At 41.2% G+C, this 18,451-nt stretch carries 18 protein-coding genes; 15 read left to right on the top strand and 3 right to left on the bottom strand.

Annotation, left to right across the window (positions count from 1 at the left end; translation table 11 throughout):
- Positions 1 to 13 precede the first annotated feature (13 nt).
- Positions 14 to 328, bottom strand: coding sequence for a PepSY domain-containing protein (locus tag CZ434_RS00415; protein ID WP_077621258.1), 315 nt, complete (start codon positions 326 to 328; stop codon positions 14 to 16).
- 183 nt (positions 329 to 511) lie between these two features.
- Here CZ434_RS00415 and CZ434_RS00410 point away from each other — a divergent pair, with 183 nt between their 5' ends.
- Entirely contained in the window at positions 512 to 1,579 is a 1,068-nt protein-coding gene (locus CZ434_RS00410) for a M42 family metallopeptidase (RefSeq protein WP_077621257.1), read from the top strand.
- A 43-nt stretch (positions 1,580 to 1,622) separates the two neighbouring features.
- Complete coding sequence (locus tag CZ434_RS00405) at positions 1,623 to 2,132, top strand: DUF84 family protein (protein ID WP_077621256.1); 510 nt, start codon at positions 1,623 to 1,625, stop codon at positions 2,130 to 2,132.
- A 28-nt stretch (positions 2,133 to 2,160) separates the two neighbouring features.
- On the opposite strand, the gene CZ434_RS00400 is transcribed toward CZ434_RS00405, so the two are convergent.
- Together CZ434_RS00400 and CZ434_RS00395 are read right to left on the bottom strand one after the other, a co-directional pair.
- Complete coding sequence (locus tag CZ434_RS00400; RefSeq protein ID WP_077621255.1) at positions 2,161 to 2,601, bottom strand: YtoQ family protein; 441 nt, start codon at positions 2,599 to 2,601, stop codon at positions 2,161 to 2,163.
- A 90-nt stretch (positions 2,602 to 2,691) separates the two neighbouring features.
- Positions 2,692 to 4,824, bottom strand: coding sequence for a methyl-accepting chemotaxis protein (locus CZ434_RS00395; RefSeq protein ID WP_077621254.1), 2,133 nt, complete (start codon positions 4,822 to 4,824; stop codon positions 2,692 to 2,694).
- Between the two features lie 173 nt (positions 4,825 to 4,997).
- Between CZ434_RS00395 and CZ434_RS00390 the strand changes: the two genes are divergently transcribed.
- The 13 genes from CZ434_RS00390 (at position 4,998) to motS (ending at position 18,439) form a co-directional block, all read left to right on the top strand.
- Positions 4,998 to 6,014 carry a PTS sugar transporter subunit IIC gene (locus CZ434_RS00390; RefSeq protein WP_077621253.1) on the top strand — a complete coding sequence of 339 codons (1,017 nt, stop codon included), beginning with the start codon at positions 4,998 to 5,000 and terminating at the stop codon, positions 6,012 to 6,014.
- A gap of 152 nt (positions 6,015 to 6,166) precedes the next feature.
- Positions 6,167 to 6,973: a DUF1444 domain-containing protein gene (locus CZ434_RS00385; protein WP_077621252.1), complete on the top strand. Its 807-nt coding sequence runs from the start codon at positions 6,167 to 6,169 to the stop codon at positions 6,971 to 6,973.
- A 24-nt stretch (positions 6,974 to 6,997) separates the two neighbouring features.
- Positions 6,998 to 7,603, top strand: coding sequence for a YtpR family tRNA-binding protein (ytpR, locus tag CZ434_RS00380; RefSeq protein WP_077621251.1), 606 nt, complete (start codon positions 6,998 to 7,000; stop codon positions 7,601 to 7,603).
- A gap of 162 nt (positions 7,604 to 7,765) precedes the next feature.
- Positions 7,766 to 10,078: a DNA translocase FtsK gene (locus CZ434_RS00375; RefSeq protein ID WP_077621250.1), complete on the top strand. Its 2,313-nt coding sequence runs from the start codon at positions 7,766 to 7,768 to the stop codon at positions 10,076 to 10,078.
- Between the two features lie 194 nt (positions 10,079 to 10,272).
- On the top strand, positions 10,273 to 11,379 hold the full coding sequence (locus tag CZ434_RS00370) for a nicotinate phosphoribosyltransferase (RefSeq protein ID WP_077621249.1): 1,107 nt from the start codon (positions 10,273 to 10,275) through the stop codon (positions 11,377 to 11,379).
- A gap of 136 nt (positions 11,380 to 11,515) precedes the next feature.
- Positions 11,516 to 12,814 (top strand): UDP-N-acetylmuramate--L-alanine ligase, encoded by a 1,299-nt coding sequence (gene murC, locus CZ434_RS00365; RefSeq protein WP_077621248.1) that lies wholly within the window; start codon positions 11,516 to 11,518, stop codon positions 12,812 to 12,814.
- Positions 12,815 to 13,077: 263 nt separating this feature from the next.
- Complete coding sequence (locus CZ434_RS00360; protein ID WP_077621247.1) at positions 13,078 to 13,500, top strand: DUF948 domain-containing protein; 423 nt, start codon at positions 13,078 to 13,080, stop codon at positions 13,498 to 13,500.
- A 20-nt stretch (positions 13,501 to 13,520) separates the two neighbouring features.
- Positions 13,521 to 13,925 carry a YtxH domain-containing protein gene (locus tag CZ434_RS00355; protein WP_077621246.1) on the top strand — a complete coding sequence of 135 codons (405 nt, stop codon included), beginning with the start codon at positions 13,521 to 13,523 and terminating at the stop codon, positions 13,923 to 13,925.
- Positions 13,926 to 13,997: 72 nt separating this feature from the next.
- On the top strand, positions 13,998 to 14,324 hold the full coding sequence (gene ytxJ, locus CZ434_RS00350; RefSeq protein ID WP_425441983.1) for a bacillithiol system redox-active protein YtxJ: 327 nt from the start codon (positions 13,998 to 14,000) through the stop codon (positions 14,322 to 14,324).
- A gap of 207 nt (positions 14,325 to 14,531) precedes the next feature.
- On the top strand, positions 14,532 to 15,593 hold the full coding sequence (locus CZ434_RS00345) for a bifunctional 3-deoxy-7-phosphoheptulonate synthase/chorismate mutase (protein WP_077621244.1): 1,062 nt from the start codon (positions 14,532 to 14,534) through the stop codon (positions 15,591 to 15,593).
- A 231-nt stretch (positions 15,594 to 15,824) separates the two neighbouring features.
- Positions 15,825 to 16,826, top strand: a complete 1,002-nt coding sequence (gene ccpA, locus CZ434_RS00340) for a catabolite control protein A (protein WP_077621243.1) — start codon at positions 15,825 to 15,827, stop codon at positions 16,824 to 16,826.
- 64 nt (positions 16,827 to 16,890) lie between these two features.
- Complete coding sequence (motP, locus tag CZ434_RS00335) at positions 16,891 to 17,715, top strand: flagellar motor protein MotP (protein WP_077621242.1); 825 nt, start codon at positions 16,891 to 16,893, stop codon at positions 17,713 to 17,715.
- Positions 17,705 to 18,439 (top strand): flagellar motor protein MotS, encoded by a 735-nt coding sequence (gene motS / locus CZ434_RS00330; protein ID WP_077621241.1) that lies wholly within the window; start codon positions 17,705 to 17,707, stop codon positions 18,437 to 18,439. Before motP ends, motS begins: the two co-directional genes overlap by 11 nt.
- Positions 18,440 to 18,451: the final 12 nt, after the last annotated feature.

Genomic DNA, 18,451 nt, shown 5'->3' with positions numbered 1-18,451 from the left:
TTGATGATAAATGTTATGCTGATTCAGCTACATCCAGGAGAGAACCTGTTTCAGCATCTACCTTGAATTCATATTGGGTACTTTTTCCGTCGATGGTCCGTGTGACACCGCCGCGGTAGACCGTATAAGTAAGCCCATTTTTCTCCATTTCCTCAGGTTTCATATATATCCATGAACCGCTGATCGGTCCGTCCTGTTTAAAAGCTTCCTTAGCTGACTTTAGAGCTTTTTCCGGAGTAACCTTTTGCTGCTTATCTAACTGCTGTAGTATTACATAGCCGGCCAACGCACCGACACCTGCACCGATTACGATATTCTTCCACTTCATATAATGTCACCTCGGGTTTAAGATTTTAATGTTAGTATACCTGATTACCAATAAAATAGAAAATATTACGATACGAATTTTTCCAAGTGAAAGCATGGTGGCAATTCTGGTTATTATTTGTGGAAACAAGTGGGAAGATTAGATACAATATTTACAGGTTGATAAAAGTTGGAGGTTATACATATGAATAAAGATACGCTTGAACTTTTTAAAACGTTAACTGAATTGCAAGGTGCACCAGGAAATGAACATCTTGTCAGAGATTTCATGCGACAGGAATTGGAGAAAAATGCAGATGAAATCGTTCAGGATAGACTTGGAGGAATATTTGGTGTAAGACATGGACAGGGCCCGAAAGTGATGGTGGCCGGTCATATGGATGAAGTTGGATTCATGGTCACTCAAATTACAAAAAACGGGATGATCCGTTTCCAGCCTTTAGGCGGCTGGTGGTCGCAAGTTCTACTTGCTCAGCGGGTTCAAATTATGACAGACAACGGACCTGTTACAGGTGTGATCGGTTCTATTCCACCTCATAACTTAACGGAAGATCAAAGAAAGAAGCCGATGCAGCAGAAAAACATGTTGATTGATATTGGTGCCGATGACGAAGAGGATGTAAAACGGATCGGTGTCAGGCCTGGCCAGCAAATCGTTCCTATTACGCCATTCACCCCAATGGCCAATGAAAAGAAGATATTAGCTAAAGCATGGGACAACCGCTATGGATGCGGGTTGGCTGTCGAACTATTGAAAGAGCTGAAAGGTCAGGAACTGCCTAACCAGCTTTATTCGGGGGCTACTGTCCAGGAAGAAGTGGGATTGCGGGGTGCACAAGTTGCAGCTAATATGATCGATCCAGATATTTTCTATGCATTGGATGCTTCACCTGCAAATGACATGTCCGGAGATGACAAAGAGTTCGGCCAATTAGGTAAAGGTGCTCTCCTACGTATTTTCGACAGATCGATGATCACGCACAGAGGAATAAGAGAATTCATATTGGATACGGCTGAATCGAATGATATACCATATCAGTATTTCGTTTCTCAAGGCGGGACGGATGCCGGGCGTGTGCACTTGACAAATGAAGGAGTTCCTTCAGCAGTGGTAGGGATTTGCTCTCGTTATATTCATACTCATGCTTCCATTATTCATGTGGACGATTATGCAGCTGCAAAAGAATTATTAGTAAAACTGGTAAAAGCGACAGATCAGTCAACTGTTAATGAGATTAAAAAGAACGGCTGATCATAAAATATTTTGTAAGTACTAGAGAGAAGGTTTTAAACAAATGAAGATAACTGTTGGATCCCTGAATCCTGCAAAGGTGAACTCAGTCAGAAATGTTTTTCCAGATGCTGAGATAAAAGAAATGGATGTTTCTTCAAAAGTATCTTTGCAACCTTTTTCCGATGAAGAGACACTAGAAGGGGCAGTGAATAGAGCAAGAGAATGTGCTTCTTCAAACCAATCGGATATTGGAATAGGCCTCGAGGGAGGAGTCATGGAAATAGGCGATGAACTGTTCCTGTGTAATTGGGGAGCACTTGTCAATCATCAGGGGGATACTTATTTGGCCAGCGGGGCCAGAATACCTCTGCCAACAGAGGTTGCCGAACAGCTCCAAAAAGGGATTGAGCTCGGACCAGTAATGGACGAATATTCCCAGAAACAAGATGTTAGGAAAAAAGAAGGGGCAGTAGGCATTTTTACAAATGAATTAATCAGCAGGGAAGAAATGTTTACGCATGTTTTGAAGTTATTGAAAGGTCAATACGAATTCGCACAAATAAAACGCTGAAGGTACAAACCTTCAGCGTTTCGTTTGTCTATTCAAATAAATAACTTAGAACTTCTACTGATTGATCGATCGTTTCAACCGTGACATTTGCTTTGTTTGATAATTCTTTTAGAGGATGAATCAGTGATTCCGGACGGATGATAATCGTCGGTTTGTTCATAGCAATAGCCAGAGAGGTGTCCATTGCCGTGTTCCATTGCTTATAGCTCTCTCCGAATAAGGAAATGACTATGTCGGATTTCTGCATAAGGACTTCTGTTCTGAAATTATTTATATCCGATGCGGCTTTATCACGGTACAATTTTCCAGGCTGTTTGCCCAAAATGTCTTCACCAATAGAATCTGAACGGTCGTGTTTCTCTTGAGGACCGACAAAATTCAAAGCAAGCCCTCTTTCTTCAGCTTTGTCTCGTAGTTCTTTTCTCCAGTCATCATGAATTTGTCCTGCTAAATAAATGGTAAATTCCAACTTCTCCACCCTTTCTGACTAATTGATTAGGCAATCTTATTTCTATTGTAATGACATTCCGCCAGACTTGCCAATCAAAGAGGTTTTAATTCAGCTTTTGTTCGCCGTCCCATCCTCCGGCAATTCCATTTCTTTGGCTGCAGCTGCTTCTTCATGGGCTGGAATATGTAAGGGCAATTCGTCTACCTCCTGAAAATCTTCTATGGGTTGGTTTCTAGCCATGTTTTGGTCGTGTTCTGGTCGTATGGCTTCCTCAATACTGAATTGACTGACCTCGGCCGATAATTCTTGAGAAAGGCTTTGAAGTTCGATCGATGCATGGCTTACTCCTTCAATCGACTGTGTTTGTGCTTCACTTGAAGCTGCGACTTCTTCCGTTGTGGCGACTGCTTCTTCGGAAATAGCCTTGATTTCAAGCAATTTTTTCTTCAAGTCGTCATTTACTCCGGTTACTTCTGCTACGGAATCTTTCACCCCGCCGATTTTATTGTTTATATCATAAATTTGGGCAGAAATACGGTCAAAAGTAGTTTTTGTTTTATTTACGGCAGATTCCTGGCCTTGTTGGTAAAGACTGAATTTATCTGCTTCAGTGGTGAGTGTATTCATTTGCTGATGCATTTCGCTAACTAATTCATGAATCTGGCTTGCTTCGTGTTTGGATCTTTCTGCAAGTTTCCTTACTTCCGCTGCAACGACAGCGAATCCTCTTCCACTTTCTCCTGCCCGTGCAGATTCTATTGCAGCGTTAAGAGCAAGAAGGTTCGTGCTGTCTGCAATATCCTCTATCGTTGAGACGATTGCGTTTATTTCCTGGGAATGTTCTGCTGCAAGTTTAACCTCGGATGATAGATGAGCGGCTAATTCGATGAAAGAAGCAGAAGATGATTCCAATTCAAGAACAGTCTGCCGTCCATTTTCACCCTCTTTTTCAGCTAGTTTCAGAGCTCTGGAAATCTCCTGGGTAGAAGTATAGGTACGGTCGATTGCGCTGACAGTCTGCTCGATCAGCAGAGTGCTTTCTTCAATCTGTTGTGCTTGGTCCTGTGATCCTGCTGCTACTTGATTAATGGCTGCATTCACTTCTTCTGTCTGGGCTGCCGATTGTTCTGAGACAGCTGCCAAATTCGTCGAAGAATGCCCGAGTGTTTCAGAGGCGCTTTTCACTTTAAGTATAGAAGTCTCCATTTTAGCTGCCATTATATTAAATGTATCTCCCAATTCAGCCATTTCATCTTTTGTATTCAAAGAAATTCGATAAGACAGATTTCCTTCTCCGATATTTCGTGCGCCTTCTTTTAATATACGAATCGACTTCGTAATCGACCGGTTTAGAATAATGCCGGTTGTAGACATGATCAATAGGATGGAAACAACAATAACTCCGAGCAGGATGAGCATTGTTTGTTCTGCCTTGTTCTGGTTTGAAGTGATTTGATTATGTATGTTTTCAACGTCTGTCTGCACATCGTCTACTTTCGAGGTGACATCATCTGCTACTTGAGAAAAAGTTTCCGTTATTTTTTCTGCTTGCGTCAACGTATTTGTTACGGTATTAAGAGATTGTTGATATTTAAGCAGGTTGCTGGTAATTTCTTTTTGCTCACTTTCAGCAACTTCCGATTCGCCCAGCAAGTTTGTGAATGCTTGTGTTTTAGTTTCGAGGCTCGACTGGTCCGTTTCTCCTCCTGTTAAAAGGTCGCTCTCAAGCACTTTTATTTCCATTAAAGCATTTTTTAACAAGAGGTTTTCCGAATCGTCGACGATGGAATGAAAGCTATCATAAGAGTCACTGATCGTTTTTTTCAGTCCTTCGTCTTCGGTAAATCCTACCATCCTGTACATGTTGACCATTGGTGCCAACTGCTCCTTATAGGATTCAGCAAGATTGCTAATGTCGTTGAAATGAGCAGATATTTCTTTATGATTGCTGTGCTCGTTTGCGAATGACTTTGCTGTCGTTTGTAGATGTATAATGGCTTTCTCTGTTTCATTGGCGGTATCTTCTGATGGGTTATGTAGGAATTGTTGTTCCTTTTGCCGGGTTTCCGCCAGTTCATTTTTAATTTGATCACTATGTAAGAGTGCTGATTGGACCTCTTCTTTTTCTTTGGCCCAGTTTGAATACATGTTTGAAAAATAAATCGACAATCCGCCTAAAATCAAGATACTAATAATGGACAGACTTAAAATTAAGCGCAGCCTCTGCCGTATAGTGTGCATAGTGCCTCCCCCTCATTTTTCTGAATTTTATATAAGTATTATAAAGTTATTTAAAAAGAATGACAATTATCGACGTAAATGATAAATGAACGGCGATTCTTGTCATTGTGCTTACGGATCAGATTGTGTAAGATTAAACTTATTGAGTTCTAATGAAAAGGAGAAGTGGATGGATGAATTCGTTCTTACATAGAAAAGGCGTCACTCTTTCACTTAAGGAATATACGATAACGGCTCTAAGTTACATGGCCCTTGGGCTGTTTTCTTCATTGATCATCGGTTTGATAATTCAAACAATCGGAGAACAGTTGAACTTTGATCCACTCGTTGAAATGGGTTCCTTCGCAATGGATGCCAAAATTTGGGGTGGTGCCATAGGCGCCGCCATTGCCTATGGCCTTAAAGCTCCACCCCTTGTTATTTTTGCTGCATTATACAGTGGAGCTTTCGGGGCGGAACTCGGTGGTCCGGCTGGAAGCTATGTTTCAGCTTTACTGGCGACCGAGTTCGGGAAATTGATTTATAAGGAAACGAAAATCGATATTCTGCTCACCCCTTTTCTGACAATTGCAGTAGGCTATTGTGCTGGAACTTTTATTGGTCCGCCTATCAACTCATTTATGACTTGGTTCGGTGACGTAATAAAGTGGTCAACGGAACAACAGCCATTTATAATGGGCATAATCGTAGCCGTACTCATGGGCTGGGCTTTGACAGCACCCATATCAAGTCTTGCTATTGCCTTAATGCTGTCACTTGATGGAATAGCAGCAGGGGCAGCGACAGTTGGTTGTGCCGCCCAAATGGTAGGCTTCGCAGCGGCGAGTTATCGGGAAAATGGCATAGGAGGAGTTCTAGCCCAAGGGATTGGGACGTCGATGCTCCAAGTTGGAAACATCTTGAAAAAGCCTGTAATCATTCTCCCGCCAACGATTGCAGGGATGATTCTTGCACCGTTTGCCACCGTATGGTTCGATATGGTCAATAATCCTTCTGGAGCTGGCATGGGGACAGCGGGCTTTGTCGGACAAATAATGACATTCGAATCGATGGGGTTTACTTTCCAAATTCTATGGATGATCCTCTTTTTGCATATCATCGGTCCTGCTGTAATCAGTTTTGCAATTTCGGAATTTCTGCGTAAAAAAGGACTTATCCAACCAGGTGATATGAAAATCGAATATGATTGATTACTGACAAAAAAAGCTGTCCCGCTTTTCTTCTTTTGAAATCGGACAGCTTTTTTTTGCATTTGCAGCCAATATGAGTGCATTCTTTTGTACTTACAGGATATAGTGCTAAAATAGCTTTAGTTATTTTCTTCTATAAAGGAGGAACTGAAATGAGAATGACAAGTATCAAGATGAAAAAGAAATTAGAAGAAAGATTAAACAATCCTGATTGGAACGTTTCTTTCAACCGGGATAACGATACATTCCGTGTCGAGTGGAAAGACACCCATAAAGGTATTTCCATTACACTTCCCAATGTGATTGCAAAGTACGAACAGCGTGGCGAGTCGGCAATTGATGAATTGGAAGACCATGTTACAGAAGCTTTGCGCATCATGAATCAGGCCAATGATTTGAATGGAAAAGAACAGCATATTTACCCTGTTATTCGTTCCACTTCTTTCCCAAAGAAAAATAATGCGGGGAAAAAACTTGTCCAAACAGAACATACGGCTGAAACGAGAATTTACTATGCCGTCGACCTTGGGAAATCGTATCAGTTGATCGACGAAGAAATGCTGGAACAGGAGGGGTGGACGGTTGACCGGATCCGGGAAGTGGCCAGTTTCAATGTCCGTTCCCTTCCAGCTGATTTAAAACATGACAAGGTCGCCGACAACGATTTTTACTTTATGGCCAGTAAGGATGGTTATGATGCCAGCCGCATACTGAACGAGTCGCTGCTGGAAGAAATGAAAGCAAACAGTCTTGGTGAACTTGCAGTGGCCGTACCACATCAGGACGTATTGATTTTTGCCGACATTCAAAATAAAATGGGATATGACATATTAGCCCAAATGACGATGAAATTTTTCGCGGAGGGTACTGTTCCGATTACTTCTCTGCCATTTCTATATGAAGACAAGCACTTGGAGCCGATTTTCATACTCGCAAAAAACAGACCAGAAAAAGAATAACAGTCGAGAAAGGATGAATAAGGTTTGGATATTTTTTACAATCCGAAAGGCCTTGGGGATGTTTTGATTATTCCATTAAAACAAGGGGATAGAAACAGCACGACTTTTGAAAAGTATAATGATGTAGCTAAAATAATCGATGAAAATACAAATGAAGTATTAGGTTATAACATTTTTAATGCAACCAACCATCTTCCAGTCGCTGAAACTGGTAAAATCCGGTTGACGGATGATTTGGCGGATAAAATCAGAACGGTCTTTAACGAAAATGGTTTGAACGATTCCTTTGATGTCGATTTGTCTCCTAAGTTTGTAGTTGGTTATGTGACAGATAAAGAGCAGCATGAAAATGCAGACAAGCTTAGTGTTTGTAAAGTGGACGTGGGAGGAGAAACCCTTCAAATTGTTTGTGGGGCGCCTAATATAGACAAAGACCAGAAAGTTGTCGTTGCAAAAGTCGGGGCCGTAATGCCCAGCGGTATGGAAATAAAACCAACCCAACTACGCGGAATCGATTCATATGGCATGATTTGTTCACAGAAAGAACTGGGTCTTCCCAATGCACCAAAAGAAAAAGGGATTTATGTATTGGAAGACAGCTATGAAGTCGGTCAGGAGTTTAACTTCTAACTATATAGGGAACCGGGAAAAGCCTTTGTCTGAATTGAAGACAAAGGCTTTTTTAGAAAAATGCTGTAAATATACAAGATGATTCTTATTAATTATCCATTAAAGAGGAAAAAACTGATAAAATAGATTCATAACTTTGTAGTAAAGAAAGAGTGAATGAAAATGTGGGAGCAGTTGAAGAAAAGAATAAAGCAACTTCTGGCAGATGAGGAACCAGAATCAGAGATAAACGACCAGCCTTCAAGGACACAGGAACTAAGAGAGCGTGGGAACAACCGAGTCGAAACTCGTATTTCCTATCAGTATCCAAAAGAGAGACCTTTCAAGTTTCCTATGATCCCTGACAAACCGACTTCCAGTAGAGAACCCAGGCAGAAACAACAACAACAAACGGATTATCAGGCAAAAGAAGTACCAAAACGGGAACAGCCCAGCCGGGAACCAAACTTTTACAAGGAGTCTGAACAAGCTCAGGAACCTAAACGATTTATGCCAACTGAAGTTCCTTCACCTATTTATGGTTTCAGGGAACGGAAGAAGCATGAGGAAGAGATACCTGCGTATCTAAGGAAAGAGGAGAAACCTGAATCTGAAGCACAGGAGGAAATGGAAAGAGTCGAGCAATTGAACCAACCTTCTCAAAATGAACACATATACATGCCGGAGCCTGAACCAGTTGAGGAATATAAAGAAGAAAGCGACAGGGCGGTAACTTATGAAGAAGAAGTAACAGAGCATTCAGAGCCTGACCAAATCCAGGATGGACCCCAGGAACTGGAAACAAGTCAATTGGCAGACTTTGAAAGAGCAAAAAAAGAGAAAGAGAGAAAAAGAGAAGACAATAAACAAGGAAACGATCCAGATCAGGGTAGAGTGGACGAAATAAAAACGGAACAGCAACCGGGAAATTCACCAGCTGAACCAGTTGAAAAGCAGCAAGGAGAAGAGAGAAGGGAAAGATCCAGGAGGAGAGCGCCGTTCAATGTTATTATGACCCCGCGTGATAAACGGAACCAGTTGAAAAAGAGCGGGCAAGTAGTAGAAAGAAAACCGAAACGCCCGCCGCTTCATTTGCTGGATGACCCGATTATTAAGTCAAACGAGGATAATGAATGGGTGCAAAGGCAAATGCAGCTGCTTGAGACGACGCTTACCCACTTCAATGTTAATGCCAAAGTGGTAGATGCGATGCGCGGACCGACAGTAACCCGATTTGAAGTGCAACCGGAACTTGGTGTGAAAGTAAGTAAAATCAAAAATTTGAGCGATGATATCAAGATGAATATGGCCGCAAGAGACATACGCATGGAGGCTCCTATTCCCGGCAAAAATGCGATTGGTATTGAAGTTCCGAATCCCGAGTCGCAGGCTGTAGGTCTTCAACAGATATTTTCCGCCAATGAATTCAAACAAGTGGATTCTCCTTTGAACGTGGCACTCGGGTTGGATATTGCAGGCAACCCAGTTGTAACCAATCTCCAAAAGATGCCACACGGATTGATTGCCGGGGCCACTGGCTCTGGTAAAAGTGTGTGTATAAATACGATCTTGGTCAGCTTGTTATATAAGGCTAGCCATGAAGAAGTTAGATTCCTGCTAATCGATCCGAAGATGGTGGAACTCGCTCCATATAACGGGCTGCCTCACTTGGTTTCACCTGTTATTACCGATGTAAAAGCAGCAACCTCAGCTTTGAAGTGGGCGGTAGGGGAAATGGAAGAAAGATACGAAAAATTCGTGAAGGAAGGCGTCCGTGATGTTGAAAGATATAACCAGAAAATGAAGCAACAAAATCGGACAGATGACCATCTTCCTTATTTGGTAATTGTGATCGATGAACTCGCAGACTTGATGATGGTTTCCCCGCAGGACGTGGAAGACTCCATTTGCCGGATTGCACAAAAGGCTCGAGCTTGTGGTATTCATTTATTGCTAGCGACACAGCGTCCGTCTGTAGATGTTATTACAGGGCTTATCAAAGCAAATATTCCGACGCGGATTGCGTTTAGTGTATCTTCACAAGTAGATTCCAGAACCATTATAGATACCAATGGTGCAGAGAAACTGCTTGGAAAAGGTGACATGCTGTTTGTCGAGAACGGCGCAGGGCAATCAAAACGGATACAAGGAGCCTTTGTGTCTGACGAGGAAATCGAAAGAGTAACAAATTACGTGAAGCGGATTGCACCGCCGCAATATCTGTTTGAGCAAGAGCAGCTTCTGGAAGAAACACATATAGAAGAAGAGGAAGATGAACTATACCAAGAAGCAGTGGAATTTGTCATCAACCAAAACGGTGCAAGTGCCTCTTTATTGCAAAGAAGATTCAAAATCGGTTACAACAGAGCGGCAAGGCTGATAGACTTCATGGAAGCAAAAGGAATTATCTCCGAGCAAAAGGGCAGTAAACCAAGAGACGTATTGATTTCCGGTTCCCAGTCCCAGGAATATCTTTATGAAAATAACACAAAGTAATGTTAGTTGGTGCAGGAAATGTTGGATAAAATCCTTGCTGAAATAGCAGGGATTTTATTATGCAGTCTCCTGGCAGTGGTTTACATACCTGCATCAAATGGGAAATAACTTGTCGTAAAGACCATGTTCTTATATGATAGAAAATGAATAATTTTTTGGATTAACATTACCAGATGCTTAAGGAGCAATTAATTATGAAAGAAATTACACAAAAACTGAACGGAGAAATTAACCGGTTAACTAATAAAACATTCAAATTTGACGAGAGGGTAAAAGAAGGATGGTTTTCGGCTGTCTACTTCTTGAAAACCAGGGAAATTGCCGAAAAAGTCGTTCCAGAAAATGAAGTGACCATGCAATTCTTTCAAAAAGATCATGCAGTTCTGTGCGGCACAGATGAAGCCATTGCATTGCTTCATACTTTTGCCCGCCATCCTGAGGAGCTGGAAATCCATTCCTTAAAAGACGGCGATAAGATCAGCCCGTTTGAGTCGGTGTTAACGGTCAAGGGACCGTATCAGTATTTTGGATATCTGGAAGGGATAATAGACGGAATACTTGCCAGAAGAACATCGGTGGCTACAAATGTATATAATGTGGTAAAAGCTGCTAGAACATCCGGGAAGCAAAAGCCAGTCATTTTCATGGGTGATCGTGATGATCACTTTACACAGCAGGCTGGTGATGGGTATGCTGCTTTTATCGGTGGTTCGACAGCACAAGCTACACATGCGATGAATGAATGGTGGGGTAAAAAAGGAATGGGTACGATGCCCCATGCATTGATACAAATGTTTGAAGGCGATTTGGTGAAAGCCACCCAGGCATATCATTCTCTCTATCCGGAAGATGAACTGATGGCCTTGGTAGATTACAACAATGATGTCATTACGGATTCTTTAAAAGTAGCCAGGGAATTCGGCGAGAATTTAAAAGGAGTCCGGCTTGACACTTCGAGAACTCTGGTGGACAAATATTTCTTGAGAAACCAGCAGCTGATGGGTACATTCGACCCAAGAGGTGTAAATGCTGAATTGGTATTTGCGCTCAGAAGGGCTTTGGATGAAGAAGGATTTAAACACGTGAAAATCATGGTCAGCGGTGGATTTACAGAACAGCGGATACGAGAATTCGAAGAAGGAAAAGTTCCAGTGGACATGTACGGTGTAGGAGGAAGCCTATTGAAAATCAATATAGGATTTACCGGAGATAATGTCCTTTTAAATGGAAAAGATGAGGCGAAAGAAGGCAGACGATACCGGCCAAATCCACGTTTGGAAAAAGTAGAATACTTTCAATAGGTTTTAGTTTTGTAAAATAGGGAAAAATCCCTTTACTCGTAAGATAGCAATCGGGCATTATGCTTATGGACAATCGTAGCTATGTGAATTAATGCCTACATATAGAGATAACTCATTTTTTTGGAGGTTCTTGTTTATGACAACTTACCATTTTATTGGTATTAAGGGAACTGGGATGAGTGCTTTGGCACAAATCCTTAGTGATTCAGGAGAAAATGTTCAAGGTTCGGATGTAGAAAAAAGGTTTTTCACACAGGAAGTGCTTGAGGAGAAAAATATCCCCATTTACCCTTTTTCAAAAGAAAATATCAAAGAAGGATTGACCGTAATTGCGGGAAATGCTTTCAGTGAAGATCATGAAGAAATACAACAAGCTAAACAATTAGGATTGACTTTTTATAGATATCATGAATTTTTAGGTGAGTGGCTGAAACAGTACACGAGCATAGCAGTGACAGGAGCACATGGCAAAACATCCACAACAGGTCTGCTTGCGCACGTACTGAAACAGACTTATCCGATTTCCTATCTAATAGGAGATGGAACAGGGATGGGACATACAGATAGTAAATATTTCGTGTTTGAGGCATGTGAATATAGACGGCACTTCTTAGCATATGAACCGGATTATGCAATAATGACCAATATAGATTTTGACCACCCGGATTATTTCAAGGATATCGACGATGTTTTTGATTCTTTTCAGGAGATGGCTGGAAATGTCAAAAAGGGAATCATTGCCTGTGGAGATGATGAACATCTTCAACAAATCACGGCCAAAGTCCCTGTGTTGTATTACGGATTCTCCAACACGAACGATTTCCAGGCGCAGAACGTTTCAGAGAGCGTGGAAGGAACTAGCTTTGATGTCTTTGTAAGAAATACCTATTATGATACTTTCACCATACCGAATTATGGTGACCATCATGTACTGAACGCATTATCAGTTATCGCCATCTGTCACTATGAAGAAATGAAGTCCGAAGATATTAAGAAAATCAGCACCTTCGGAGGTGTGAAGCGCCGTTTCACGGAAAAAATATCGGGCAGCCAGGTCTTGATTGACGACTATGCACATCATCCTAAAGAGATTGAAGCGACAATTGAATCAGCAAGGAAAAAGTATCCAAATAAATCAGTCGTTGCCATATTCCAGCCTCATACCTATTCGCGGACCAAGATGTTTCTTCAGGAATTTGCGGATAGTTTGACTAAAGCGGATAAAGTTTATTTGTGTGACATTTTCGGTTCTGCCAGAGAAAATGAAGGGAATTTGACAATAAATGATCTGCTGACATTGATTGAAGGCAGCAGCCTGCTTGAACTGGACGAAACCGGCATTCTGCAACAATATAAAGATAGTGTTTTAGTTTTTATGGGAGCCGGCGACATTCAAAAATTCCAGCAAGCATATGAAAATCTGCAACACAATTGATGTTTCATTCTGAAAAAACTTTTTTAATTTTAAAAGGGATTTCGGATAATATGTAGAAATAAGGGGAGAGGAGAATCTCTCCCCTTTTTTGTTTCCGTTCTATCTATCCCAATCTGAACTCATTGAAATAGGGTTTACTTTAGAAAGTTAAGGGTATATTTAACCAGAAGAACTATTTATTTTCCCTATATCAGGGTTAAATCCAAGTTTTCCTTTTGTAACAATTATTACAAAAAATCAGTAGAAGAAGGAGTTGATCAGAAATGGAAAACTTACTTTACATCGCAGCAATCATCGCAGCAATAGCTTTTGCAGTCCTTGTCATCTATTTGGCAATGGTTCTTAAAGCCGCACAGCGAACCCTTAATGATGTTGCAGATACATTAGAAGGATTGGAAAAACAAATGGAAGGTATTACATCGGAGAGTACTGCCTTGCTTAATAAAACTAACAAATTGGCAGAGGATATTAACGACAAATCCCAGAAACTTAATACTTTAGTTGATGGTATCAAAGGAATCGGAGAGTCTGTCAAAGAATTCAACAGCTCGATCCGTTCCGTTTCTAATAAAGTGACATCTGTTGCAGAACGCAATAAAGAAACGACTGCACAAGCGATGAATTGGGGTACCGTAGCACTGAATCTTTGGAAGAAGAAGAAAAGTGAAGACCCCAAAAATGTCTAATTAAAACAGGAGGAATTCAAATGGGAAATGAGCAAGGTCAAACAGAGAATCAAAATATCAATAGTAAGGATTTCTTGATTGGATCGCTTATAGGCGGGATTGTCGGCGCTTCTGTCGCATTACTTTTCGCTCCCAAAACGGGTAAAGAGTTAAGGGACAACCTGAACGACAGTGCCAATCTTGTCAGAAACCGCGCTGGCGAATGGAGAGACGTTGCCTATGAAAAAGGAACAGAATGGCGTGATTTAGCTTCTGAAAAGTCCCAAGGCTGGACGGATAAAGTGAAAGAGACTACTAACTCATTTAAAAATCGTAAAAGTTCCGAAAAAGAAGCGGAACAAGCTGCTGAAGAAGTAGCAAAAGCAATTGAAGAAGCAGCGGAAGAATTAGAAAGAGAACAAGATTCTAAGACAACTACTTATTAACTTGCCGAAAGGCTGCTTACAAGTAAGCAGCCTTTTTCATTGCAGAAATCTTTTTTACAGGAGTTGATGTTTGTGGAGGCTTTGGTTATCCAAACAAAGGAAGAATTCGAACAAGTGAAAAACCAGTATGAGTCGTTCATCTTGATGAAACATAGTTTGACATGTCCGATAAGTGCTGAAGCCAAACGGGAATTCGAACTATTCAGTGAGGAAGCAACAGATGTTCCACTATTTGTTTTATATGTGCAGAAGGCGAGAGAATTATCGAACCATATCGCAGAAACATACGATGTTAAGCACGAGTCGCCACAAGTTCTTGTTTTTAAGAATAATCAAGTTGTCTGGAATGAGTCTCATGGAAATATAACAAAGAAAAATCTTTTACAGCAAATTGAATAAAGTACAATAGAGGAAAAGGGTCTTGTACAGGGGTCCTTTTCCTTTTTTGTCACTAGTCCTTTTAAGTGGTAAGCTTGAATTTACAAAATATTATAAACTTATTAATGACAACGACAGAAATTTTAGCTATAATAATCCCTAATTATTATTTATTCATCTAATATTATTTTTACTAATCGATGATTACATACCAAGGAGGAATTCGGAATGAGCAATGAGGAATTAGATCAGCTTAGAGAGAAATTGGACCAAGTCAACCTGGAGATACTTGATCTAATCAATAAACGGGCAGAACTTGTCCAACAGATTGGACAAGTTAAAGATAAACAAGGCACAAATCGGTTTGATCCCGTTCGTGAACGGGCGATGCTCGATTTAATTACAGAGCATAACAGCGGTCCGTTCGAAAATTCAACTTTGGAAGCTTTGTTCAAAGAGATTTTCAAGGCTAGTTTGGAATTGCAGGAAGATGATCACCGAAAAGCCCTGCTCGTTTCCAGAAAGAAAAAGCCGGAAGACACCATCATTGAAATCAATGGTGAGCAATTCGGAGACGGACAGAAACATTTCATCATGGGACCATGTGCTGTGGAGAGCTATGAACAAGTTTCCCAAGTAGCCGATGCGGTGAAAAAGCAAGGTTTGAAACTTCTGAGGGGCGGTGCATTCAAACCGAGAACCTCTCCATATGACTTTCAGGGCTTAGGCCTGGAAGGACTTCAAATTTTAAAAAGGGTTGCAGATGAATATGACCTTGCAGTAGTTAGTGAAATTGTGAATCCGGCCGATATCGAAAAGGCGATAGATTACATCGATGTTATCCAAATCGGAGCAAGAAACATGCAAAATTTCGAGCTGCTGAAAGCTGCGGGTGAGGTAAATAAACCGGTTCTGCTAAAAAGAGGATTATCAGCTACTATTGCCGAATTCATCAATGCGGCTGAATACATCATTTCAAGAGGCAATGGAGACATCATTCTTTGTGAACGAGGAATAAGGACTTATGAAAAAGCAACTAGAAACACGTTGGATATTACATCGGTCCCTATTTTAAAACAAGAAACCCATTTACCTGTCATGGTGGATGTAACTCATTCTACAGGCAGAAGGGATTTACTGCTCCCTGCTGCTAAAGCAGCCTTGGCCATTGGTGCTGATGGCGTGATGGCAGAAGTTCATCCGGATCCAGCAGTAGCATTATCTGATTCCGCTCAACAAATGGATATTCCGACTTTCAATACTTTTATGGAAGAGTTGAAAAAACAATAAATCAAGTTATTATACTTGGTAATTCAGCCCCTTGCCTGATATTATAAGGCAGGGGCTGAATTATGTTCCATAACATACTTTTTTTGAAGTGGAAAATACACAAGAAAAAATGAACATTTTTTGAAGACAACCCGTATAAAAGAATGGAAAGATTGCGGAACATAACAGAGTATCGTATTATTAATGAAAGCAGTAACAGTCAGAGAAGTTATTAGGAGGTAGAAATGAATTATGAACATAACAATATATGACGTAGCAAGAGAAGCAAATGTTTCCATGGCTACAGTTTCTCGGGTGGTAAATGGAAATCCAAATGTGAAACCTGCTACAAGGAAGAAAGTGCTTAATACAATTGAACGGCTGGGATACCGTCCGAATGCAGTAGCAAGAGGGCTGGCCAGTAAAAAAACAACAACAGTAGGTGCGATTATCCCTGATATTTCAAGCATCTTCTTTGCTGAACTTGCAAGGGGAATCGAAGATATAGCTACGATGTATAATTACAATATTATCTTAAGCAACTCCGATCAGAACAAAGATAAAGAACTTCATTTACTTAACACCATGTTGGAGAAGCAAGTCGATGGAATTGTGTTCATGGGTGGAAAAATCAGCGAAGAACATGTCCAACAGTTTAAAAGCGCTCCTGTACCCGTAGCATTGGCAGCAACGATTGATCAGTCCCAAACAACTCCATCGGTCAATATCGATTATGAACAAGCGGCTTACGAAGCGACTACTCTTTTACTGGAACACGGTAATGAGCATCCCGCGTTCGTAACTGGACAAGAAGAGACAGAAATCAACAACCAGAAGTACAATGGTTATCGTCGTGCTTTAAAAGAGAAAAATGTCGAATTCGACGAAAAATTGGTGACTATGGGAGATTATTCGTATGATTCCGGAATCGAAGCATTAGATCAATTGATGGAGCTTGACTACAAACCGACAGGTATCTTTGTGGCTACTGACGAAATGGCCCTTGGAGTCATTCATGGAGCACAAGACAGAGGACTTAAAGTGCCTGAAGATATCGAAGTATTCGGTTTTGACAATACCAGGCTGGCAACCATGGTCCGCCCTACACTGTCGACAATCGTGCAGCCGATGTATGATATTGGAGCGGTAGCAATGCGACTTCTGACTAAATACATGAATAAAGAAGAAGTAACAGACCAGAACATTATTCTGCCGCACCGCATCATTGAAAGAAACTCTACAAAATCTGAATAACCGCATCATGATGGACAAGCTGCAAGGGACTTCTTGGTAACAAGTTCATTTAGGGAGAGAGTTTATGAAGAAGCTAGACATCTTAACTCCGATCGGTATTACCTTAGGTTTTGTGATGTTGATGTTCGGCATTGTTTCCAGTGGAGATGGTGGAGGATTTACTTCTTTTCTGCAAGTGTCTTCCATCTTCATTGTTATTGGCGGGTTATGCGCCGCATTGCTGATCCATTTCAATTTAGCTCAAATCAAGTTGACACATCGAGTGTTGAAAGAAGCCTTCAACAATAATGATCATAATTTACAAGAGCTTATCCAACTCTTTATCCGGTTATCGGAAAGGGCAAGGAGAGAGGGGTTGCTTGCTCTTGAAAATGAACTGGATGAGGTGGACGATCTTTTTATCAAAAAAGGTATATTGCTGGCTGTTGACGGAATAGAGCCCGACATGATTACGGAGATAATGAATGCTGAGATAACAGCGATGGAGGAACGTCACTGGAAAGGCAGAGCAATCATTGAAAAGGCTGGTGAATACGCTCCTGCCTGGGGGATGATTGGAACGTTGATAGGACTTGTCCTTATGCTTAACAATTTGCAGGATCCTTCGACATTGGGACCGAACATGGCTGTTGCGCTTCTGACTACTTTTTATGGCACAGTGTTGGCAAACCTTGTTTTCATTCCAATGGCAGGCAAACTTGAAAACAAGACGGATGAAGAAATCTTTTATAAGCAGATTATCATCGAAGGTGTCATCGGCGTCCAATCCGGACAGAATCCACGGATTCTGGAAGAAAAGTTAGGTGCCTTTTTGCCGACTGAAATGAAAGAAAGAGCTAAAGATGGCGTTCTTAAAGATTATATGGAGAAGTCGGTCCATGAGGTCTAGGACAAAAAAACGGACAAATAAAGGGACGCCAAAATGGATGGTTACATATGCAGATATGGTCACCTTGGTTCTCGTTTTCTTTATTTTGCTATTTTCCATGTCCCAAATCGATGTGGTGAAGTTCGAGGCACTTGCAGAATCATTCAGGAGCAGCATGATATTCGATTCATATCCTTCTCCTGTTCCTCTTGAGGATCCAGCCGAAAAGGAGTCCCATCAGGAGAAAGAGGCAGGGGAGCTGGAAGAGGAACAGCCCCTAACAGAAGCCGATGACACATTGAGTGAACTGCTGACTGAAATACGGTTATTTCTTGATGAACATAACCTGAATAATGACATAACGGCAGACAGGACAGCAGAGGGTGTCGTGTTAACCTTACAAGAGAATGTGCTATTTGAATCCGCAGAGGCGGAGATAATTGATGACGGAAAACCCTTTTTAGATAAAGTGGAAACACTGTTGCACAATTTTTCCAATCCTGTCAGAGTGGAAGGTCATACCGATAGTGTGCCTATATCAACTTATCGGTTTCCTTCAAATTGGGAATTGGCCGGCGCAAGGGCAAGCAGCGTTATCAGATACTTAATCGAAAACGGCGACCTGGAGGATGACAGGTTCATCGCGGTCGGTTATGGAGATACAAGGCCTGTGGCGGATAATGATACTTCTGAGAACAGAAGGAAAAACAGGCGTGTCGAGATAATCATATTGGAAGAACAGTAAGAATAAAGTCAA

This window comes from Sediminibacillus massiliensis, from assembly GCF_900156915.1.
Classification (GTDB): Bacteria; Bacillota; Bacilli; order Bacillales; family Amphibacillaceae; genus Sediminibacillus_A; species Sediminibacillus_A massiliensis.
The sequence above is the reverse complement of the archived record's forward strand: the minus strand, read 5'-3'. Positions and strand labels throughout refer to the sequence as shown.